Below are 15,722 nucleotides of genomic sequence, written 5' to 3' on the forward strand. Positions count from 1 at the left end.
GCGGGAGCCTTCGGTCGAACCACCTGCCCGACGTAGGCCAGAATGACCGCGTGCCTTTCCTGTTGCTGATCGAGGACGACGACGCCATCCGCACGGCTCTGGAGTTCTCCCTGTCCCGCCAGGGTCACCGTGTGGTGACCGCGGCGACGGGCGAGGACGGTCTGAAACTGCTGCGCGAGCAGCGGCCGGACCTGATCGTGCTGGATGTGATGCTGCCCGGGATCGACGGTTTCGAGGTGTGCCGGCGCATCCGCCGCACCGACCAGCTGCCGATCATCCTGCTCACCGCGCGCAACGACGACATCGATGTCGTGGTGGGTCTGGAGTCCGGGGCCGACGACTATGTGGTCAAGCCCGTGCAGGGCCGGGTGCTGGACGCCCGGATCCGCGCGGTGCTGCGCCGCGGCGAGCGGGAGTCCAGCGACTCCGCCTCGTTCGGTTCCCTGGTGATCGACCGGTCCGCGATGACGGTCACCAAGAACGGCGAGGACCTCCAGCTGACCCCGACCGAGCTGCGGCTGCTGCTGGAGCTCAGCAGGCGGCCGGGGCAGGCGCTGTCGCGCCAGCAGCTGCTGCGGCTGGTGTGGGAGCACGACTACCTGGGCGATTCGCGGCTGGTGGACGCCTGTGTGCAGCGGCTGCGCGCCAAGGTCGAGGACGTGCCCTCCTCCCCGACCCTGATCCGCACCGTGCGCGGCGTCGGCTACCGCCTGGACGCCCCGCAGTGACCGCCCCCGCCCGCCACAACAGCACAGAGAGCGCACCGTGACACAAGAGCCCGGTCGAGCACGGGGCTGGGCGGCGCCCCGGAACGTCATGAAGCTCAGCATGCGGTGGATCAGCCTGCGGCTGCGGCTGATGCTCGTCTTCGCGCTGGTGGCCCTTGCGGCCGCCGTCTCGGCGTCCGCCATCGCGTACTGGCTCAACCGCGACGCGGTCCTCACCCGCACTCAGGACGCCGCGCTCGACGACTTCCGCAAGTCGTTGCAGGACAACACCGGTTCGCTGCCGCTGAACCCGACCTGCCAGGAGCTCCAGGCGGCCGCGGACCGGATGGCGGCGACCTCGCAGAAGTACGAGGTGCTGCTGATGGGCACGTCCGGCAGCGGCTGCGCGGCGCCCTCCGACCGTGATCTGTTCACGCTCAGGGTCGTGCCCGCGTCGTTGCGGGCCGCCGTCGAGCGCGAGCGCCGGATCGACGACTCCAACCGCTACGCCTACCACCTGTACTGGCAGCGGATCACCTTCGGCGGCAAGCCGTACCTGGTCGGCGGCGCCAAGGTGATCGGCGGCGGCCCCACCGGCTATCTGCTGAAGTCCCTGGAGAACGAGCGGGCCGACCTCAACTCCCTGGCGTGGTCGCTGGGCATCGCCACCGGCCTGGCGCTCATCGGCTCCGCCCTGCTCGCCCAGGCGGCCGCCTCGACGGTGCTGCGGCCCGTACAGCGGCTCGGCGACGCGGCCCGGCGGCTCGGCGAGGGCAAGCTGGACACCCGGCTCCAGGTGTCGGGCACCGACGAGCTGGCGGACCTCTCGCGGACGTTCAACAGGACGGCCGAGTCGCTGGAGAAGCGGGTCGAGGAGCTCAGCGCCCGGGAGGCGTCCAGCCGTCGCTTCGTCGCCGACATGTCGCACGAGCTGCGCACCCCGCTGACGGCGATCACCGCGGTGACCGAGGTGCTGGAGGACGAGGCCGACAACCTCGACCCGATGATCGCGCCCGCCGTGCAGCTGGTGGTCAGCGAGACCCGCCGGCTCAACGACCTGGTGGAGAACCTGATGGAGGTCACCCGCTTCGACGCGGGCACCGCCCGCCTGGTCCTGGACGACGTCGACGTCGCCGACCAGGTCACCGCCTGCATCGACGCCCGCGCCTGGCTGGACGCGGTCGAACTGGACGCCGAGCGCGGCAACGTGGTCCGGCTCGACCCCCGCCGTCTCGACGTCATCCTCGCCAACCTCGTCGGCAACGCCCTCAAGCACGGCGGGTCGCCCGTACGGGTCTCGGTGCGGACGGTGGACGACTCGCTGCGCATCGACGTGCGCGACCACGGCCCCGGCATCCCCGAGGACGTCCTGCCGCACGTCTTCGACCGCTTCTACAAGGCGAGCGCCTCCCGGCCGCGCTCCGAGGGCAGCGGTCTGGGCCTGTCCATCGCCCTGGAGAACGCCCACATCCACGGCGGTGAGATCACCGCCGCCAACTCCCCCGAGGGCGGTGCGGTCTTCACGCTGACGCTGCCGCGCGACGCCTCGCGGCTGACCGACGAGGCGGAGGAGGGCGGAAAGTGAACCCCGCAGCCCGAAGGATCCGGACCGCCGCCGTGGCGCTGGCGCTGCTCGGCGCGTTCCCCGCGCTCTCCGGCTGCGGGATCCGCGGCACCGCGGTGCCGGTGGACGCCGGCGGCGCGCCCTCCCGCGCGTCGTGCGTCGTACCGGCCGACCGGAGCGCGCCCGGGGGCCTGGCCACCGTGACCATCCAGCTGACGTGCACCTCCCAGCTGGTGCCCGTCACCCGGCAGGTCTCCCTGCCGGACAAGCCGGGCGACACCGTGGTGGTCGCCCGCGCCCTCCTCGACGAGCTGCGCGAGTCGCCGTCGAACGAGGAGGCCGCGGCCGGGCTCACCTCCTCGGTACCGCAGCGGCTGACCGTGGCCGGGCCGCGGCCGGGCGACCCGGGCGGCACGCTGCGCCTGGGCCGGGAGCCCGAGGAACTGCCGCAGGTCGCGCTGGCCCAGGTGATCTGCACGTACGCCGGTACGGCCGCGGCCGACGGCAAGGACACGGTCGTCCTGGGCGGCCCCGGCGAGGAACGGCCCCGCGCCTACGGGTGCACCGACGCGATGCGCGGTCACCCCGACACCGCGGAGATCAAGGGCACCCGGATCCCCTGACGGTCGTCACGCGCCGTCACCGTGCGCCGTCGCGACTCTCCGTCGCCGCCGGCGGAACCGCGCGACCGGCGCACGGCGTCCTGTGGGGCGTGCAGGGTCATGGTTACGGCGGTACGCCCGCCCTCCGATACCGCTACCGCTTCGCGGGGTGCGTGCTGCTCGTCGCCCATCTCCTGGCCGTCGGCTGGCTGGCCCTGCGCCCGCTGACGGCGCCCTGGGTGGCCGCCGCGCACCTGGAACCGCTGGCGACGATCCGTGCCGATCTGGCGCTCGGCCCCTGGGGTGCGGCGCGCGCGATCGGCGCGGCCGTGCTGCCGCTGGCGCCGCTGGGAGTGCTGCTGCCGTGGGCGAGGGGCCGGGTGTGCGCGTCCTCGCTGGGCTCGCTCACGCGCACCGTCTTCACCGCCGCGATGATCTCCCTGGTCCTCCAGGTCGTCCAGAGCGGCGTCATGGGCCAGGTGCTGAACCTGGACGCGCTGCTGCTCAATGTGACGGGTGTGGCGCTCGCGCACCTGGCCGTGGTGCCCGCCGTACGGGCCCGCCTCCGTCGCGGCGGTGACGGCGGACGGCCGGAGCCCCTACGCCGCGAGGAGGAGATGCCGGGGATGACCCCGACGATCCCCAGGGTCCGGATCGCCCCTTAGGGCGACGCCCGGGCAGGGCCCGCGACCGTAACGTGGAGTCACCGGGAAACGCTCCCGCCGGTGCCGCGAAGACGGCGCCGGGTCCACGACGAGGAGTCACCGTCATGTCCGCTCCGCTGGTCCGGCCCCGCCACCACAGGATGATCGCCGGAGTCTGCGCGGGCCTCGCCCAGCGCTATGGAACCTCCCGCACCACGATGCGCGTGATCTTCCTGGTCTCGTGCCTGCTGCCCGGCCCCCAGTTCCTGCTCTACCTCGCGCTGTGGCTGCTGCTGCCGAGCGAGAAGAACGCCGGCGGGTCCGCGCCCGCGTGGTGATGTCGCGGTAGGCGCGGGCGGACGGCGCACGCGGCGGGCCGCGCACCCCGGTGCGGGACGCGCGGCCCGCCGTCGCGTTGCGGGATCCGTGGCTCAGCCGCCGGCGCCCGGAATGGAGAGGTTGCCCAGCGGCAGACCGCCGAGCAGACCGCCGTTGCCCTTGGTGTCGGCCGGCAGCTTCGGCACGGCCGGGAGGTTGGGTGCCAGGGCCATGTCGGCGGCCTTGGACGGGGCCTCCAGGATGCCGCCCTGGATCGCGCGGTCCGTCGCGGAGACCAGGGGCCCGCCCGCGGGCGCGAGCTTGGCGGCCTGCTGGACGGGGAGCCCGCCCATCGTGGTCTTGGTGGTGCCGGCGATCGACTCGAAGGTGCCCGCGGTGCCCGCCGCCGACGCGCTGCCCGCCGCCGTGGCGGCGAAGGCAATACCGAGCGCGGCAACACCGAGGGTCTTGATGGTTCCCTGCTTCATCTGAATTCTGTCCTCGCGACGGGGGATTTTGAGCGGGCACTGCAACTTAGTCGCGAGTTCCGGGCCACCGCAATCAATGACACGGCCGGGACAGAAACCGTCCCGGCCGTGGTCACGGTATTCCCCGTGGATTCACCGTCCGTGGCGACGGTGTACAGATGTGCTGGTCAGGCGGTTTCCGTCACCGTCTGCCGGAACAGCCATTCCGACTTGAGCTCGGCGTATCCCGGCTTGATGACGTCGTTGATCATCGCCAGACGTTCATCGAATGGGATGAACGCGGACTTCATCGCGTTGACGGTGAACCACTGCATGTCGTCGAGACCGTACCCGAATGCCTTCACCAGGTGCTCGAATTCCCGGCTCATGCTGGTGCCGCTCATCAGACGATTATCGGTATTCACCGTCGCCCGGAAATGCAGCTTGCGCAGCAGGCTGATCGGGTGCTCCTCGTACGAGGCGGCCGCACCGGTCTGGAGGTTCGAGGTCGGGCACATCTCCAGCGGAATGCGCTTGTCCCGTACGTACGACGCCAGCCGGCCGAGCTTGACCGTGCCGTCCTCGGTGATCTCGATGTCGTCGACGATGCGCACGCCGTGGCCGAGCCGGTCCGCGCCGCACCACTGGAGGGCCTGCCAGATGGACGGCAGGCCGAACGCCTCACCCGCGTGGATGGTGAAGTGGTTGTTCTCGCGCTTGAGGTACTCGAAGGCGTCGAGGTGGCGGGTGGGAGGGAAGCCCGCCTCCGCGCCCGCGATGTCGAAGCCGGTCACGCCCGAGTCGCGGTAGCGGTTCGCGAGTTCGGCGATCTCCAGCGCGCGGGCGGCGTGCCGCATCGCGGTGAGCAGGGCGCCGACGCGGATGCGGTGGCCGCTCGCCTTCGCCCGGCGCTCGCCCAGGCGGAAGCCCTCGTTCACGGCCTCGACGACCTCTTCGAGGGAGAGCCCGCCCTCCAGGTGCTGCTCGGGGGCGTAGCGCACCTCGGCGTAGACGACGCCGTCCTCCGCCAGGTCCTCCGCGCACTCGGCGGCCACCCGGACGAGCGCGTCGCGCGTCTGCATCACGGCGCAGGTGTGCGCGAAGGTCTCCAGGTAGCGCTCCAGCGAACCGGAGTCGGCGGCCTCCCGGAACCAGACGCCCAGCTTGTCCGGGTCGGTCTCCGGCAGACCGTCGTAGCCCGTCTCGCGGGCCAGGTCGACGACGGTGCCGGGGCGCAGTCCGCCATCGAGGTGGTCGTGCAGCAGCACCTTGGGCGCACGACGGATCTGCTCGGGAGTGGGGTGGGAGGAGGTCTCGGTCGTCATCTCGGCACTCTAACGCCTACGCGCGTAGACGGCGGCGAACGATACGGAACGGTGACCCATCGACGGGGTGGACACCACGCGGCCTTCTGCCATCGTTTCTGCCATGTCTCAGCAAGCGATGCCGCAGCGGGACCCCGGAGCTCCGGGAAGCGGGGCCGCGAGCCTCGGAAAGCCGCTGGGCGCCGGGCATTCGGTGCACGGCGTAGCCCTGTTGCTGCCGGCCGGCCACGCCGCCGGAACCCGCCGCCCCTCGGCCCTGACCCTCGCCGCGCAGCGGCCGCTGGCCCGCCGGCTGGCCCGGGCCGGCGCGGCGGAGGGGCTGGTCACCCACGTCGTCCGCTACCGCCGCCGCGGCTGGAACGACGCCGCGGCCGACCCGGTGCGGGACGCGGAGTGGGCCGCGGACGAGTCCGTACGCCGCTACGGCGACGTGCCGGTCTGCCTGGTCGGCACGGGCATGGGCGGCCGGGCCGCCCTTCGCGCCGCCGGGCACCCGGCCGTCACGTCCGTCCTGGCCCTGGCGCCCTGGCTGCCCGAACGGGATGCCCACCTCACCCCCGACCCGGTGCGCCAGCTCACGGGCCGGCGCGTGCTCCTCGTCCACGGCACCAACGACGAACACACCGACCCGGACCTCTCCTTCCGCCTCGCCGAACGCGCGAAGAAGGTCAACCGCGACGTCTGCCGCTTCGAGGTCCACTCCGACGGCCACGCCCTCCACCAGCACCGCTCGGAAGTCCGCGCCCTCACCGTGGACTTCGTCCTCGGCTCCCTCTTCGGCCGCCACTACGCCCGCCCGGTCGCGGACGCACTGGCGGCTCCCCCGCCGCTGGGACTGAGGATGCCGCTGGCTTCGGGGTTCGGGTCGTCGCTGGGGTATTGAGGGCGCGGAAGGCGCACCCCTACCGCGGCAGCAACTGCCCCCGCCGGGACAGCAGGAAGCGTTTGAACGCCGCCACCGGTGGGGTGTCGGGGTGACCGTCCAGCCAGGCCACGCCGATCTCGCGGATCGCGCGCGGTGCCGTGACGCTCAGTTCCACCACTCCCGGGCGCGCCACCGCCGGCGGTGGGAGGAGGCCGACGCCGAGGCCCGCGGCCACCAGGCCGCGGAGGGTTTCGGGGTCCTCCCCCTCGAAGGCCACCTTCGGGGTGAAGCCCGCCTCGGCGCAGAGCGCGTCGGTGATGCGGCGCAGGCCGTAGCCGGGTTCGAGGGTGACGAACAGCTCCGTGGCCGCCTCGGCGAGGCGCACGCGCTTGCGGGCCGCGAGCGGGTGGTCGTCGGGGACGACCAGGCGGAGCTTCTGCTCGTCCAGCCGGCGGGCCGCGAGGTCCGGGGCGTCGGGCAGCGGCGAGGTCAGGCACAGGTCGAGGTCGCCGTAGCGCAGCCGTTCCAGCATGGCCTCCCCGTAGCCCTGGACGAGCTGGAACCGTACGCGCGGATGGTCGGCGCGGAAGGCGCGGATCAGCTCGGGTACGGTCTCCGAGCCCAGGGTGTGCAGGAAGCCGAAGGCGACCTTGCCGCTGGTGGGGTCGGCGTCGGCCTGTACGGACTCGGCGGCGCGCTCGACGTCGGACAGGGCCCGCTCCACGGACGCGAGGAAGGCCCGGCCGGCCGCGGTGAGCGAGAGCGTCCGGCCGTGGCGGGCGAACAGCGCCACCCCCAGGTCGTGTTCGATGCGGGCCATCGACCGGCTGAGGGTGGACTGCGGCATCTGCAACTGCTGCGCGGCGCGGGTGACGTGCTCGTGGCGGGCGACCGCCACGAACTGCGCGAGGCGCGGAGTGAGCGTGGCCGCCCAGGAATCCGCCTTGATGTCGGGAGCGTCAGGGGTTGTCGAGTTGTCAAAATTCCGGGTCACGCTTTCGTTGCCGATCGGTGACAGAGACGGCCCTGGCCTGCGGTCATGCTGCATGGGATCGATTATCGCGTTTTTGTGCATTGGACGCATGAGCGGTGCGTGCATACGGTCGGGACATGCCTCCTGCCGATACCGGGGCATCCGTCGTCATCACGCGATCGGGTGCCGCCGCACTGTCGTCCCTCACCACCTCCACCGACTCCGCCGCCTCCGCTGTCTCCCCCGATGACAGCAAGCTGGTGCCCGGCGGTCCCGGCTACCGCCGTACGAGCCTCGCGCTCTTCGCCGCGGGTGTCGCCACCTTCGCCCTGCTCTACTCCACGCAGGCCCTCCTTCCCGCGATCTCCGACGACCTCGGGGTGACGCCGGATCAGGCGAGCTGGACCGTCTCCGCCGCGACCGGCGGCCTCGCCCTCGCCGTCGTGCCGCTCAGCGCCCTGTCCGAGCGCTTCGGCCGGCGGACGATGATGACCGCCTCCCTGTGCGTCGCCGCGTTCGTCGCGCTGCTCGTACCGTTCGCCCCCGACCTCGGCTGGCTGGTGGCCCTGCGCGCCGTACAGGGTGCCGCGCTGGCCGGGCTGCCGGCGTCGGCGATGGCCTACCTCGCCGAGGAGGTCCGCGCGAAGGCGCTGGTCGGCGCGATCGGCCTGTTCGTGGCGGGCAACAGCCTCGGCGGCATGTCCGGGCGCATCGTCGCCGGCTGGTTCGCCCAGGCATGGGGCTGGCGAGCGGGTCTCGCCGCGGTCGGGGTCCTGGCCGTCGTGTGCGCGGTCGCCTTCCGGGTGCTGATCCCCAGGGCCCGGCACTTCACGCCGACGCCCGTCTCCCCGCGCGCCCTGGCCCGTACGGTCCGCGGCCACCTCTCCGACCCGCTGCTGCGCCGGCTGTACGCGATCGGCGCGCTCTTCATGACCGTCTTCGGCGCGGTCTACACGGTCATCGGCTACCGCCTGGCGGAGGCGCCGTTCTCCCTGCCGCAGGGTGTCGTCGGCTCGATCTTCCTGATCTACCTGGTCGGTACGGCCTCCTCCGCGGCGGCCGGCACTCTCGTCGGCCGCCTGGGCCGGCGCGGCGCGCTGTACCTGGCGGTCGGCACCACCACGGCGGGCCTGCTGCTCACCCTGACGGACTCGCTGCTCGCGGTCCTGCTGGGCCTGGTCCTGATCACGGCCGGCTTCTTCGCCGGCCACGCGGTGGCCTCGTCCTCCGTCAGCCGCGCCGCGAAGACGGGCCGCGCCCAGGCGTCGGCCCTCTACCAGACGGCGTACTACCTGGGCAGCTCGGTCGGCGGCACGGTGGGTGCCGTCGCCTTCCACCTCGCCGGGTGGGACGGCACGGTGCTGCTGGGCCTGGTGGCGATGGTCGCGGCGGCGTCGATCACGCTGTACGCGACGCGGAAGGCGCTGGTGGAGCGGCGGCGGCTGAGCCCAGCCACATCAAGCCCGTCCGGCGTTTGAGGACGCGCCCGCAGGGCGCCCGCCGCCGCAGGCGGCAAAGGCCGCAGGCGGCAAAGGCCGCAGGCGGCAAAGACAGCCCGCGGTCAGCGGCACCGTGGCGCAAACCTGACGCCCCCTCATACCAGGTCGCGCTCATCCCGGTTGGCCTTCACGGCCTGTGACGCGCTTCTCACACCGCGGTCGTACGGGGTGACTTTTCTTCCCGCGTCCGGTGTCCTTGCCCATCGACAGATGTGAAGTGCACATGCCGATGAGGACGGGTGTGAAGTGGGCAGACAACTGCGCCAACTGTGGAGCACTACGGCAAGGGCGGTCGCCCGGAGCAGGGTCGCCGCGCTCGTAGGAGCGGTCGCGCTGATCGCGACCGTACTCACCGGCGCCACCACCGGCACGGCCAGTGCCGCGACCGGGGCGTCGCAGGCCGCCGGCGGGTGGTCCTGCTCCGGGGCGCCCGTTCCGGCCGGCTACGTGATCACCAATTACGACCGCAACGGGTGCCGGGGCGCGGGCGCCTGGTACCAGCAACCCGTACGCGACGGGATCTGGACCTGCTCGGGCTCGCCCATCGTGACCGGTTACGTCATCAGCAATTACGACCGCAACGGATGCAGCGGCATCGGCGCCTGGTACCACCAGCTCGCCCGCGACGGCATCTGGACCTGCGCCGGCTCGCCGATCGTGTCCGGCTACGTCGTCACGAACTACATGCGCCCCGGCTGCAACGGCATCGGCGCCTGGTACCACCAGCTCGTCCGCAACGGCATCTGGACCTGCCCCGGCTCCCCGATTCCGCCCGGCTACCGCAGCACGACGTACTCCGCGAGCATGTGCGGCGGCCTCGGCGGGTGGTACACGGTGCGGGTCTGATCCCGATCACGCACGCGTGCGTCTGCGCGCGTGGCAAGGGCACCGCGTATTCCGCGGTGCCCTTCGCCATTACATGGCGGGAAAGACACCCGTGTCGATCGCGATGCCGAACGGCTCGGGAAGGTGGATCTCGTCGCCGAACTTCCCCGCCTGAAGAACCCGGTAGACGTCGTCCTTCGGCTCACCGTAGAGGGTGATGGTCGGGCCTCCCAACGCCCACCTGTCGACAAGAAGGTAGAGCGGTACGCCGGCATGGGCGTACGCCGCCGGCTTGCTGACCCTGTCGTGCCGGAGGCTGGACTTCGACGTGATCTCCGCGACGAACGCCGAGGCCGACGCGGGGATGTAGTGCTCGGACTCGGACAACTCGACCAGAGCAGCCTCCGGCGCCACGGTCAGATCCGGGATGAAGACGCCACTCCGTGACGGCACCGAAACGGCGAGGGTCTGATAGATGCCCCAGTCCTCAGGGATCGCGGTGTACAGGGAGCGCTGAAGCTTCCCGGCGATGACGTTGTGCTTGTTGGCAGGCGCGGGTGACAAGGTAATGAGCCCCTCAATGATCTCCGCCTTCCAGCCCTCGGGAGGGTCGAGCTCCTCCCAGGCACGGACGAGCTCATCCCAGCCGCAGCCGTTATCCGGCCCGTGGTCGACAGTGAGTGCGCTCATGGCGATCCCCTCGATCGTTATGTCACCGCATCCCAGCATGCCGACGGGATCGGTGGGGGTCCACCGATCCCGTTCACCCGTACGGGGAATCTCCGGCTCAGAGGGTGAGCCTGCCGGCTTTGACGCTACGGAGGAGGGTGGCAAGCGTGGCCGCCGTGGTCGTGATTATTCGGGCGGGTTGATCGCTCTCGCGGAAGCGTATGAGGCCGCCGGGGGCGGGGGCGACTTCTACGCATGAGCCCTCCCCGCCGACACTGAATGAGGACTTGCGCCATGCGTGTTGAGTCATACCGCCGCCTATCGCAGTTCGTACAAAACGTGCTGGAGCAAGCGCAACGAGTCCTGGGCCTCCACGCGCTCAGGCGCTGCCTCCGGGTCGATGGGGGCGAGGGCCAACGAGGACAGTCGCTCGAACATTCTGGCGTAGTCGGCGATGGTTTCTCCATCCCCAATGAAGTCCGCACCCGTCGGGTGCTCCCGGTACAAGGTGTCCAATTCCGGAGTCGCAGCGCCCAAAAGGACGAACGAGCGGACGAAAGTGGAGTACGGACCCATCTCGAAAGGGAAGACCTGCACGGTCACATGAGGCAAGCGAGCGATCTCGATAAGTCTCAGCAACTGATCGCGCATGGTCTTTGTGCTACCGACCCGCATGCGGAGCCCCGACTCGGGGATGATGGCGTGATAACTGTGCAGCCCTGCCAGGACGCGCTGGCGATCGAGCCTGAAGCTCACCCAGCCGTCGAGCTTCCTGTGATCGCTCTCGACACTTGAGATCACGGCACGCGCATAGTCCTCGGTCTGGAACATGCCCGGGATGACCGCTGATTCGTGAGATCGGATGCTGGTTGCCCGCGACTCCAACTCCGCCAGGTCGAGAGCCCGGCGGGTCTGCGTGTCCTTGTAGTCGTCCCACCATCCCTTGCCCCGATCATGGGCCAGGGCCATCAGCGCCTCGAAATGGGGCCCGTCCTCGCACCCGTAGGCGCGTAGCAACTTGTACAAGCCGTTCCGCGGCACGTCCACGCGTCCAGCCTCCATGTGGCTGACGCGAGAGCGGTCCGCGTCGAGCAGTGCGGCGACTTCGTCGCCGGACATCCGCGCCCGAGTCCGCAACTTCCGCAACTCTGCCCCGAGACGGCGCTGACGTTCACTGGGGCTGTTCCTGGGTGGCATGCGCTTCCTCCGCCTAAGAGATGCGCGCAGTTTTGCGCTCAGGCCGCGCGCCGGTCCATCAGCTCACCCCCGCGTCACCCTTGCGAGTGGCATTCCCCGGACACAGTTGGACCGTATGCACCCCTGCCCGTACCGTCGGGGCGATCCCTCCGACCCGCGTCGGACGCGGAAGTGCACCTGACCCACCGGGAGTTGGTCAGGCAACGCCACCACGGACGGCCGCCGCCCACGGACACCGGCACCCTCAGGAGACGTCATGGAACCCTCCCCAGCCTCGAACTGCTCCCTCGCCTTCCCGCCGCACCCCGCGTGGGTCCGTACCGCCCGCGAAGCGGTCCGCACCCTTCTTCTCTCGTCCTATCGGACCGACCTCACCGATACCGCCGTGGCCCTCACCTCGGAGGCCGTCACGAACGCGGTCAACGCCTGCCGGGCGAAGCGCTGCACCAGCCCGGTCACGCTCCACGCCGAGTGGACGGACACCGGTCGTCTGCGCGTGTCCGTCCACGACGGCGCGGGCGGGCTGCCCGTGCGGCGGCCCGCCGTGTCGCTGGAGGACGAGTCGGGGCGTGGCCTGACGCTGATCGCCGCCGGGTCGGACGCCTGGGGCGTCTGCGCGCACGGCCCCGGCCCGGGAAAGATGACGTGGTTCACCGTGGGCGTACCGGCGCCGTGCACGGAGAAATCCCCCGTCGGGTGCACGGACTGCGTGGAACTGGAGGCCGCGCGCCGGGCCGCCGTGGCGGACGGCGACGAGGAGAGGATCGTGGACGCGACCGTAGCCCTACGCAGTCACTTCCGTGGTGCCCACATCCTGCCGGTGATGCAGCGGTGAAGGGCTCCGACTGCCACCACCAGCGTGGCTGGACGCACGCGTTGGGCGGAGCATCCCGCTGCGACGAGTGCGGCGTACGGCGCTTCACGGAGTACGGGGCCGTACGGCCCCCCGGGCTGCCGCAGGCAATGACCCCGCGCCCCCGGGACCGGCGCGCGGCGGACAGGGCTGCCGCGCTGAACGTCGTCGCCGCACGGGTGCGCGGCGCGTCCGGTGGTCGTTCCCGGGGGCGGCGGTCTCAGGTGATCGCGAGTGTCGTCACTCCGGTCGCGCCGGTGAACCCGGTGCCGAGGCATTGCAGCGCCCCCGGCTGAGGGAGCGTGATGATCTGTACGGCGGTCCTGCCCTTGTAGCGGCCCTCCGTGACCGTGCCGGTGAGCGTGGTGATGACCTGGCCGGCCACGGCGGTGCTGCTGCCGGTGGCCTTGATGACACTGGTGTCGCCCGTGCTCCACTTGATCGTCCGCCGGTCCTCGAATCCGTCGAGGAGGTCATTGCAGCCGGCGAAGATCGTGAACCGTTCCCCGTACGACCCGCTCGTCACCTCGTGCGCGCTGTCGAGGCAGGGGCTGAAGCGGCCCTCGGTCGTGATGTCGATGTTCCGCGCGGCGAGGGTGACGCCCGGGTGGTAGGTGACGGACTCGGTTCCCTGGCACTGCACGTGTGCGGGTGAGTGGGCGTGGGCGGGACCCGTGGCCGGCGCGGCCGTGCCGAACACGGCGACGGCTGCCAGGGCTACGCAACGCATCCACGATCTGCTGACGGCCATGACCGGTCTCCTTCGCGCTGAGAGGCGTGAGGTGTGCGATGCCCCGCTTGCCTACCTGTGAGACCGGCTCGCGGCAGTGACGGGCAGGCATCCGCGGTCGCGATGCGGCGCGCGTGGGCATGGGCACGCCCCGCCCTGCGGGGAACCGCCCGCTGTGCGGCTCGCCTCGGGAGTGGGAGCGGTTCTCCGAAAGCCTTGCCGTAAGTAGTGTGGTGGTGACCTTCCGACACCGCCCCGCCACCGGCCCTGGAGTGGAATGGACGCCCTGAAGATCGGCACTCTGGTGGTACCGGGTGCGAGGCTTCACTTCGAAGTGCGCGGCGGCGGCCCGCTGTTGTTGCTGATCCCCGGCGGAAATTCCGACGCGACCGTATTCGATCGATTGGCGGCCGTCCTCGCGACGGCTCATCGCGTCGTCTCCTACGATCCGCGGGGCTACTCCCGCAGCCCGCTCGACGGTCCGCCGGTGGAGCAGAGGATCGAGGTGCACGCCGACGACGCGTACCGTCTGCTGAGCCACGTGGCCGTCGCGGGTGAGCCGGCGCAAGTGTTCGGCAGTTGCTCGGGCGGGCTCGTCGCGCTCGAACTCGCGGTGCGGCACCGGGACCGGGTGCGGTCGGTGGTCGCGCACGAGCCGCCCGCGATGGGGCTGCTTCCGGATGCCGCGAGGTACCGGGCCCTGTTCGACGATGCCCACGAGACGTTCCGCCGCGAGGGCGTCGCGTCGGCTCTGCGGAAGCTCGAACCTCTCTTCGGCGGCCGGCCGGCGCCGGTGCTGCCGGAGGCGCACGACAACAGCGCGTTCTTCCTGGAGCACATGGTCCGGTCGTCCACGCGCTACGTTCCCGATCCGGCCGCGCTCGCCACCGTGGCGGAACGGATCGTGCTGGCAGGCGGCCACGATTCGCGCGCGGACGTCATCCACCGGCCGGCGGCCGTCCTCGCGGAGCGGCTCGGTCACGAGCCGGCGGAGTTCCCCGGTGGTCACGTCGGCTACGTGAGGTATCCGGCCGAATTCGCCGAGCGGCTCATCGACGTACTGGCCGCCGCGCCCCGCCACCGCGACGTTTCCGCACGCCCGGCGACAGAGGGGCCGACGGCATGCGCATAGTGATGGGGGCCCAGAACTGCGGCTTCGGTCCGGCGGCCGAACTCGTCGCGGTCTCCCGGCTGCTCACCGGTCACGAGCGGATATTCGTGGGCGACGGCGTGGCGGCGGCGTTCGCCCGCCGGAACGCGGACGCCTTCGACGACATCCGCGAGGGCACGGGAATCCACGACACCACCGGGGCCGGGTCCGCGGCGATCGACGACCTGCTGAAGGCGAGCGACCAGGTCGTCTCGGTCATGGACGCCGATCTGGTCGTGCGGTCCGTCGTGGCCGGGCGGCCGGTGGTCATGGTGGACAGCCTGCTGAGCTTCTGGCAGCTCGGACGTCCGCTCGCCGTGATCCGCGACCTGTGCGAGAGCCTGCCCCGCTCCTCCTTCTCGGCCGCCGACCGGCACCTGGGCACACTCTCACCGCACGAACGCGTCGTCGCGGCCCACCTGCTCGCCACTCACAGCGTGGTGCAGAACTTTCCGGGTGCCACGGAACGGATGGCCGAGCTTGTCGCTCTCGGCAGCGGTGCAGGCCCCGCGATGCACTTGACGGGCTCGATCGTCGACGTGGACGGCCTGCGGAACCTCCCGCCCGCCGCGGAACCGGAATACGACCTGCTGATCAATGTCGGTGGATTCAAGAACTTCCTGCTGGACTTCGACGTCCACAACGACTACATGCGGCTGCTCCACCGGTGGATCGCCGATCTGCTGCGCGACTGGGGCCGGTTCAGGCGCGTGCTGGTCTGCGGCGGCCCCTTCGGCGAACACCGGGAGCGGGACGTATCGGTCGCCGGCCGGCGGGCCAGTTGCCGCTTCCTGGCTCAGCGCGAACTGCTGCGGCATGTGGCGAGTACGCCCCATTACCTGCTCGCCCCGGGACTCACAGCGCTCCACGAGTCGTTGTCGCTCGGCCGGTTGCCCCTGGCGATCCATGAGCAGCACTACGCGCACGTCTTCACCGTACGGCGGCTGGAGGGCACGCACTTCGGCCGGATGGCCGCCCGCTTCGCGGATGTCCTGCCCGGTCACCACGTGCCCGAGGACGACTTCGCCGGGACCGCGGCCCTGGTGGAGATCGCCGGCCGCGTCCGGGAGGACGACGAGCTCTACGCCGGATTCCGGCGGACGTTCAACGAGCGGATCGAGCACTACCTCTCCCTCACCCCGGCACAGCGGCGGCAAGGCGTCGGGGAACTGCGGGAGGCACTCGCCGGTGATCCGCTCTCCTCGGTGCTGGCGAGGGTCATCGCTCCCCCACGCTAGGCCGTGGCCGGCGGGTCGCCGGTCTTCGGCCGCGCGCCGTCCTTGCCGCCTGCGGCGGCGGGCGCCCTGCGGGCGCGTCCTCAATCGCCGGACGGG

19 protein-coding genes are annotated in these 15,722 nt (G+C 71.3%); 12 read left to right on the top strand and 7 right to left on the bottom strand.

The features are described 5' to 3' along the window. Positions 1-50: 50 nt before the first annotated feature. From afsQ1 to J7E86_RS19550, 5 genes are all read left to right on the top strand, one after another. A complete protein-coding gene (gene afsQ1, locus J7E86_RS19530; protein WP_184743397.1) occupies positions 51-728 on the top strand; it encodes a two-component system response regulator AfsQ1 in 678 nt (225 codons plus the stop codon). Positions 729-816: 88 nt separating this feature from the next. Continuing rightward, on the top strand, positions 817-2,292 hold the full coding sequence (locus tag J7E86_RS19535) for a HAMP domain-containing sensor histidine kinase (protein WP_251019380.1): 1,476 nt from the start codon (positions 817-819) through the stop codon (positions 2,290-2,292). Further along, positions 2,289-2,894 carry a hypothetical protein gene (locus J7E86_RS19540; protein WP_308312647.1) on the top strand — a complete coding sequence of 202 codons (606 nt, stop codon included), beginning with the start codon at positions 2,289-2,291 and terminating at the stop codon, positions 2,892-2,894. The genes J7E86_RS19535 and J7E86_RS19540 overlap by 4 nt, the downstream gene beginning before the upstream one ends. 89 nt (positions 2,895-2,983) lie before the next feature. Next, a complete protein-coding gene (locus tag J7E86_RS19545) occupies positions 2,984-3,538 on the top strand; it encodes a VanZ family protein (RefSeq protein ID WP_215082991.1) in 555 nt (184 codons plus the stop codon). 104 nt (positions 3,539-3,642) lie between these two features. Further along, positions 3,643-3,855, top strand: coding sequence for a PspC domain-containing protein (locus J7E86_RS19550; RefSeq protein ID WP_215082992.1), 213 nt, complete (start codon positions 3,643-3,645; stop codon positions 3,853-3,855). 93 nt (positions 3,856-3,948) lie between these two features. Here J7E86_RS19550 and J7E86_RS19555 read toward each other — a convergent pair whose 3' ends face one another. Together J7E86_RS19555 and J7E86_RS19560 are read right to left on the bottom strand one after the other, a co-directional pair. Then, positions 3,949-4,323: an ATP-binding protein gene (locus J7E86_RS19555; protein ID WP_215083018.1), complete on the bottom strand. Its 375-nt coding sequence runs from the start codon at positions 4,321-4,323 to the stop codon at positions 3,949-3,951. 167 nt (positions 4,324-4,490) lie between these two features. Next, entirely contained in the window at positions 4,491-5,627 is a 1,137-nt protein-coding gene (locus J7E86_RS19560) for an adenosine deaminase (RefSeq protein ID WP_215082993.1), read from the bottom strand. 103 nt (positions 5,628-5,730) lie between these two features. Between J7E86_RS19560 and J7E86_RS19565 the strand changes: the two genes are divergently transcribed. Further along, positions 5,731-6,510, top strand: a complete 780-nt coding sequence (locus J7E86_RS19565; protein WP_215082994.1) for an alpha/beta hydrolase — start codon at positions 5,731-5,733, stop codon at positions 6,508-6,510. A 19-nt stretch (positions 6,511-6,529) separates the two neighbouring features. Here the strand turns inward: J7E86_RS19565 and J7E86_RS19570 are convergent, their stop codons facing one another. Then, positions 6,530-7,540, bottom strand: a complete 1,011-nt coding sequence (locus J7E86_RS19570) for a LysR family transcriptional regulator (RefSeq protein ID WP_215082995.1) — start codon at positions 7,538-7,540, stop codon at positions 6,530-6,532. A 62-nt stretch (positions 7,541-7,602) separates the two neighbouring features. On the opposite strand from J7E86_RS19570, the gene J7E86_RS19575 reads away from it, so the two are divergent. Both J7E86_RS19575 and J7E86_RS19580 read left to right on the top strand, forming a co-directional pair. Then, positions 7,603-8,943 carry an MFS transporter gene (locus tag J7E86_RS19575; protein ID WP_215082996.1) on the top strand — a complete coding sequence of 447 codons (1,341 nt, stop codon included), beginning with the start codon at positions 7,603-7,605 and terminating at the stop codon, positions 8,941-8,943. A 267-nt stretch (positions 8,944-9,210) separates the two neighbouring features. After that, positions 9,211-9,810: a hypothetical protein gene (locus J7E86_RS19580; protein ID WP_308312648.1), complete on the top strand. Its 600-nt coding sequence runs from the start codon at positions 9,211-9,213 to the stop codon at positions 9,808-9,810. 69 nt (positions 9,811-9,879) lie between these two features. Here J7E86_RS19580 and J7E86_RS19585 read toward each other — a convergent pair whose 3' ends face one another. From J7E86_RS19585 to J7E86_RS19595, 3 genes are all read right to left on the bottom strand, one after another. Further along, positions 9,880-10,479 (bottom strand): Uma2 family endonuclease, encoded by a 600-nt coding sequence (locus tag J7E86_RS19585; protein WP_215082997.1) that lies wholly within the window; start codon positions 10,477-10,479, stop codon positions 9,880-9,882. Positions 10,480-10,576: 97 nt separating this feature from the next. Next, a complete protein-coding gene (locus J7E86_RS19590) occupies positions 10,577-10,768 on the bottom strand; it encodes a DUF397 domain-containing protein (protein ID WP_215082998.1) in 192 nt (63 codons plus the stop codon). An 8-nt stretch (positions 10,769-10,776) separates the two neighbouring features. Beyond that, complete coding sequence (locus J7E86_RS19595; protein WP_215082999.1) at positions 10,777-11,655, bottom strand: helix-turn-helix transcriptional regulator; 879 nt, start codon at positions 11,653-11,655, stop codon at positions 10,777-10,779. Positions 11,656-11,911: 256 nt separating this feature from the next. Here J7E86_RS19595 and J7E86_RS19600 point away from each other — a divergent pair, with 256 nt between their 5' ends. Together J7E86_RS19600 and J7E86_RS32090 are read left to right on the top strand one after the other, a co-directional pair. Further along, positions 11,912-12,490: an ATP-binding protein gene (locus J7E86_RS19600; RefSeq protein ID WP_215083000.1), complete on the top strand. Its 579-nt coding sequence runs from the start codon at positions 11,912-11,914 to the stop codon at positions 12,488-12,490. Then, complete coding sequence (locus J7E86_RS32090) at positions 12,487-12,804, top strand: DUF6255 family natural product biosynthesis protein (protein WP_374223828.1); 318 nt, start codon at positions 12,487-12,489, stop codon at positions 12,802-12,804. Before J7E86_RS19600 ends, J7E86_RS32090 begins: the two co-directional genes overlap by 4 nt. Here the strand turns inward: J7E86_RS32090 and J7E86_RS19605 are convergent. Continuing rightward, entirely contained in the window at positions 12,729-13,259 is a 531-nt protein-coding gene (locus J7E86_RS19605; protein ID WP_215083001.1) for a hypothetical protein, read from the bottom strand. The two genes, J7E86_RS32090 and J7E86_RS19605, sit on opposite strands and share 76 nt — an antisense overlap. Before the next feature lie 256 nt (positions 13,260-13,515). Here J7E86_RS19605 and J7E86_RS19610 point away from each other — a divergent pair, with 256 nt between their 5' ends. Together J7E86_RS19610 and J7E86_RS19615 are read left to right on the top strand one after the other, a co-directional pair. Then, on the top strand, positions 13,516-14,370 hold the full coding sequence (locus tag J7E86_RS19610; RefSeq protein WP_215083002.1) for an alpha/beta fold hydrolase: 855 nt from the start codon (positions 13,516-13,518) through the stop codon (positions 14,368-14,370). Further along, a complete protein-coding gene (locus J7E86_RS19615; RefSeq protein WP_215083003.1) occupies positions 14,361-15,626 on the top strand; it encodes a hypothetical protein in 1,266 nt (421 codons plus the stop codon). Before J7E86_RS19610 ends, J7E86_RS19615 begins: the two co-directional genes overlap by 10 nt. The last annotated feature ends 96 nt before the right edge of the window (positions 15,627-15,722 follow it).

The organism is Streptomyces sp. ISL-11 (assembly GCF_018614525.1).
GTDB lineage: Bacteria > Actinomycetota > Actinomycetes > Streptomycetales > Streptomycetaceae > Streptomyces.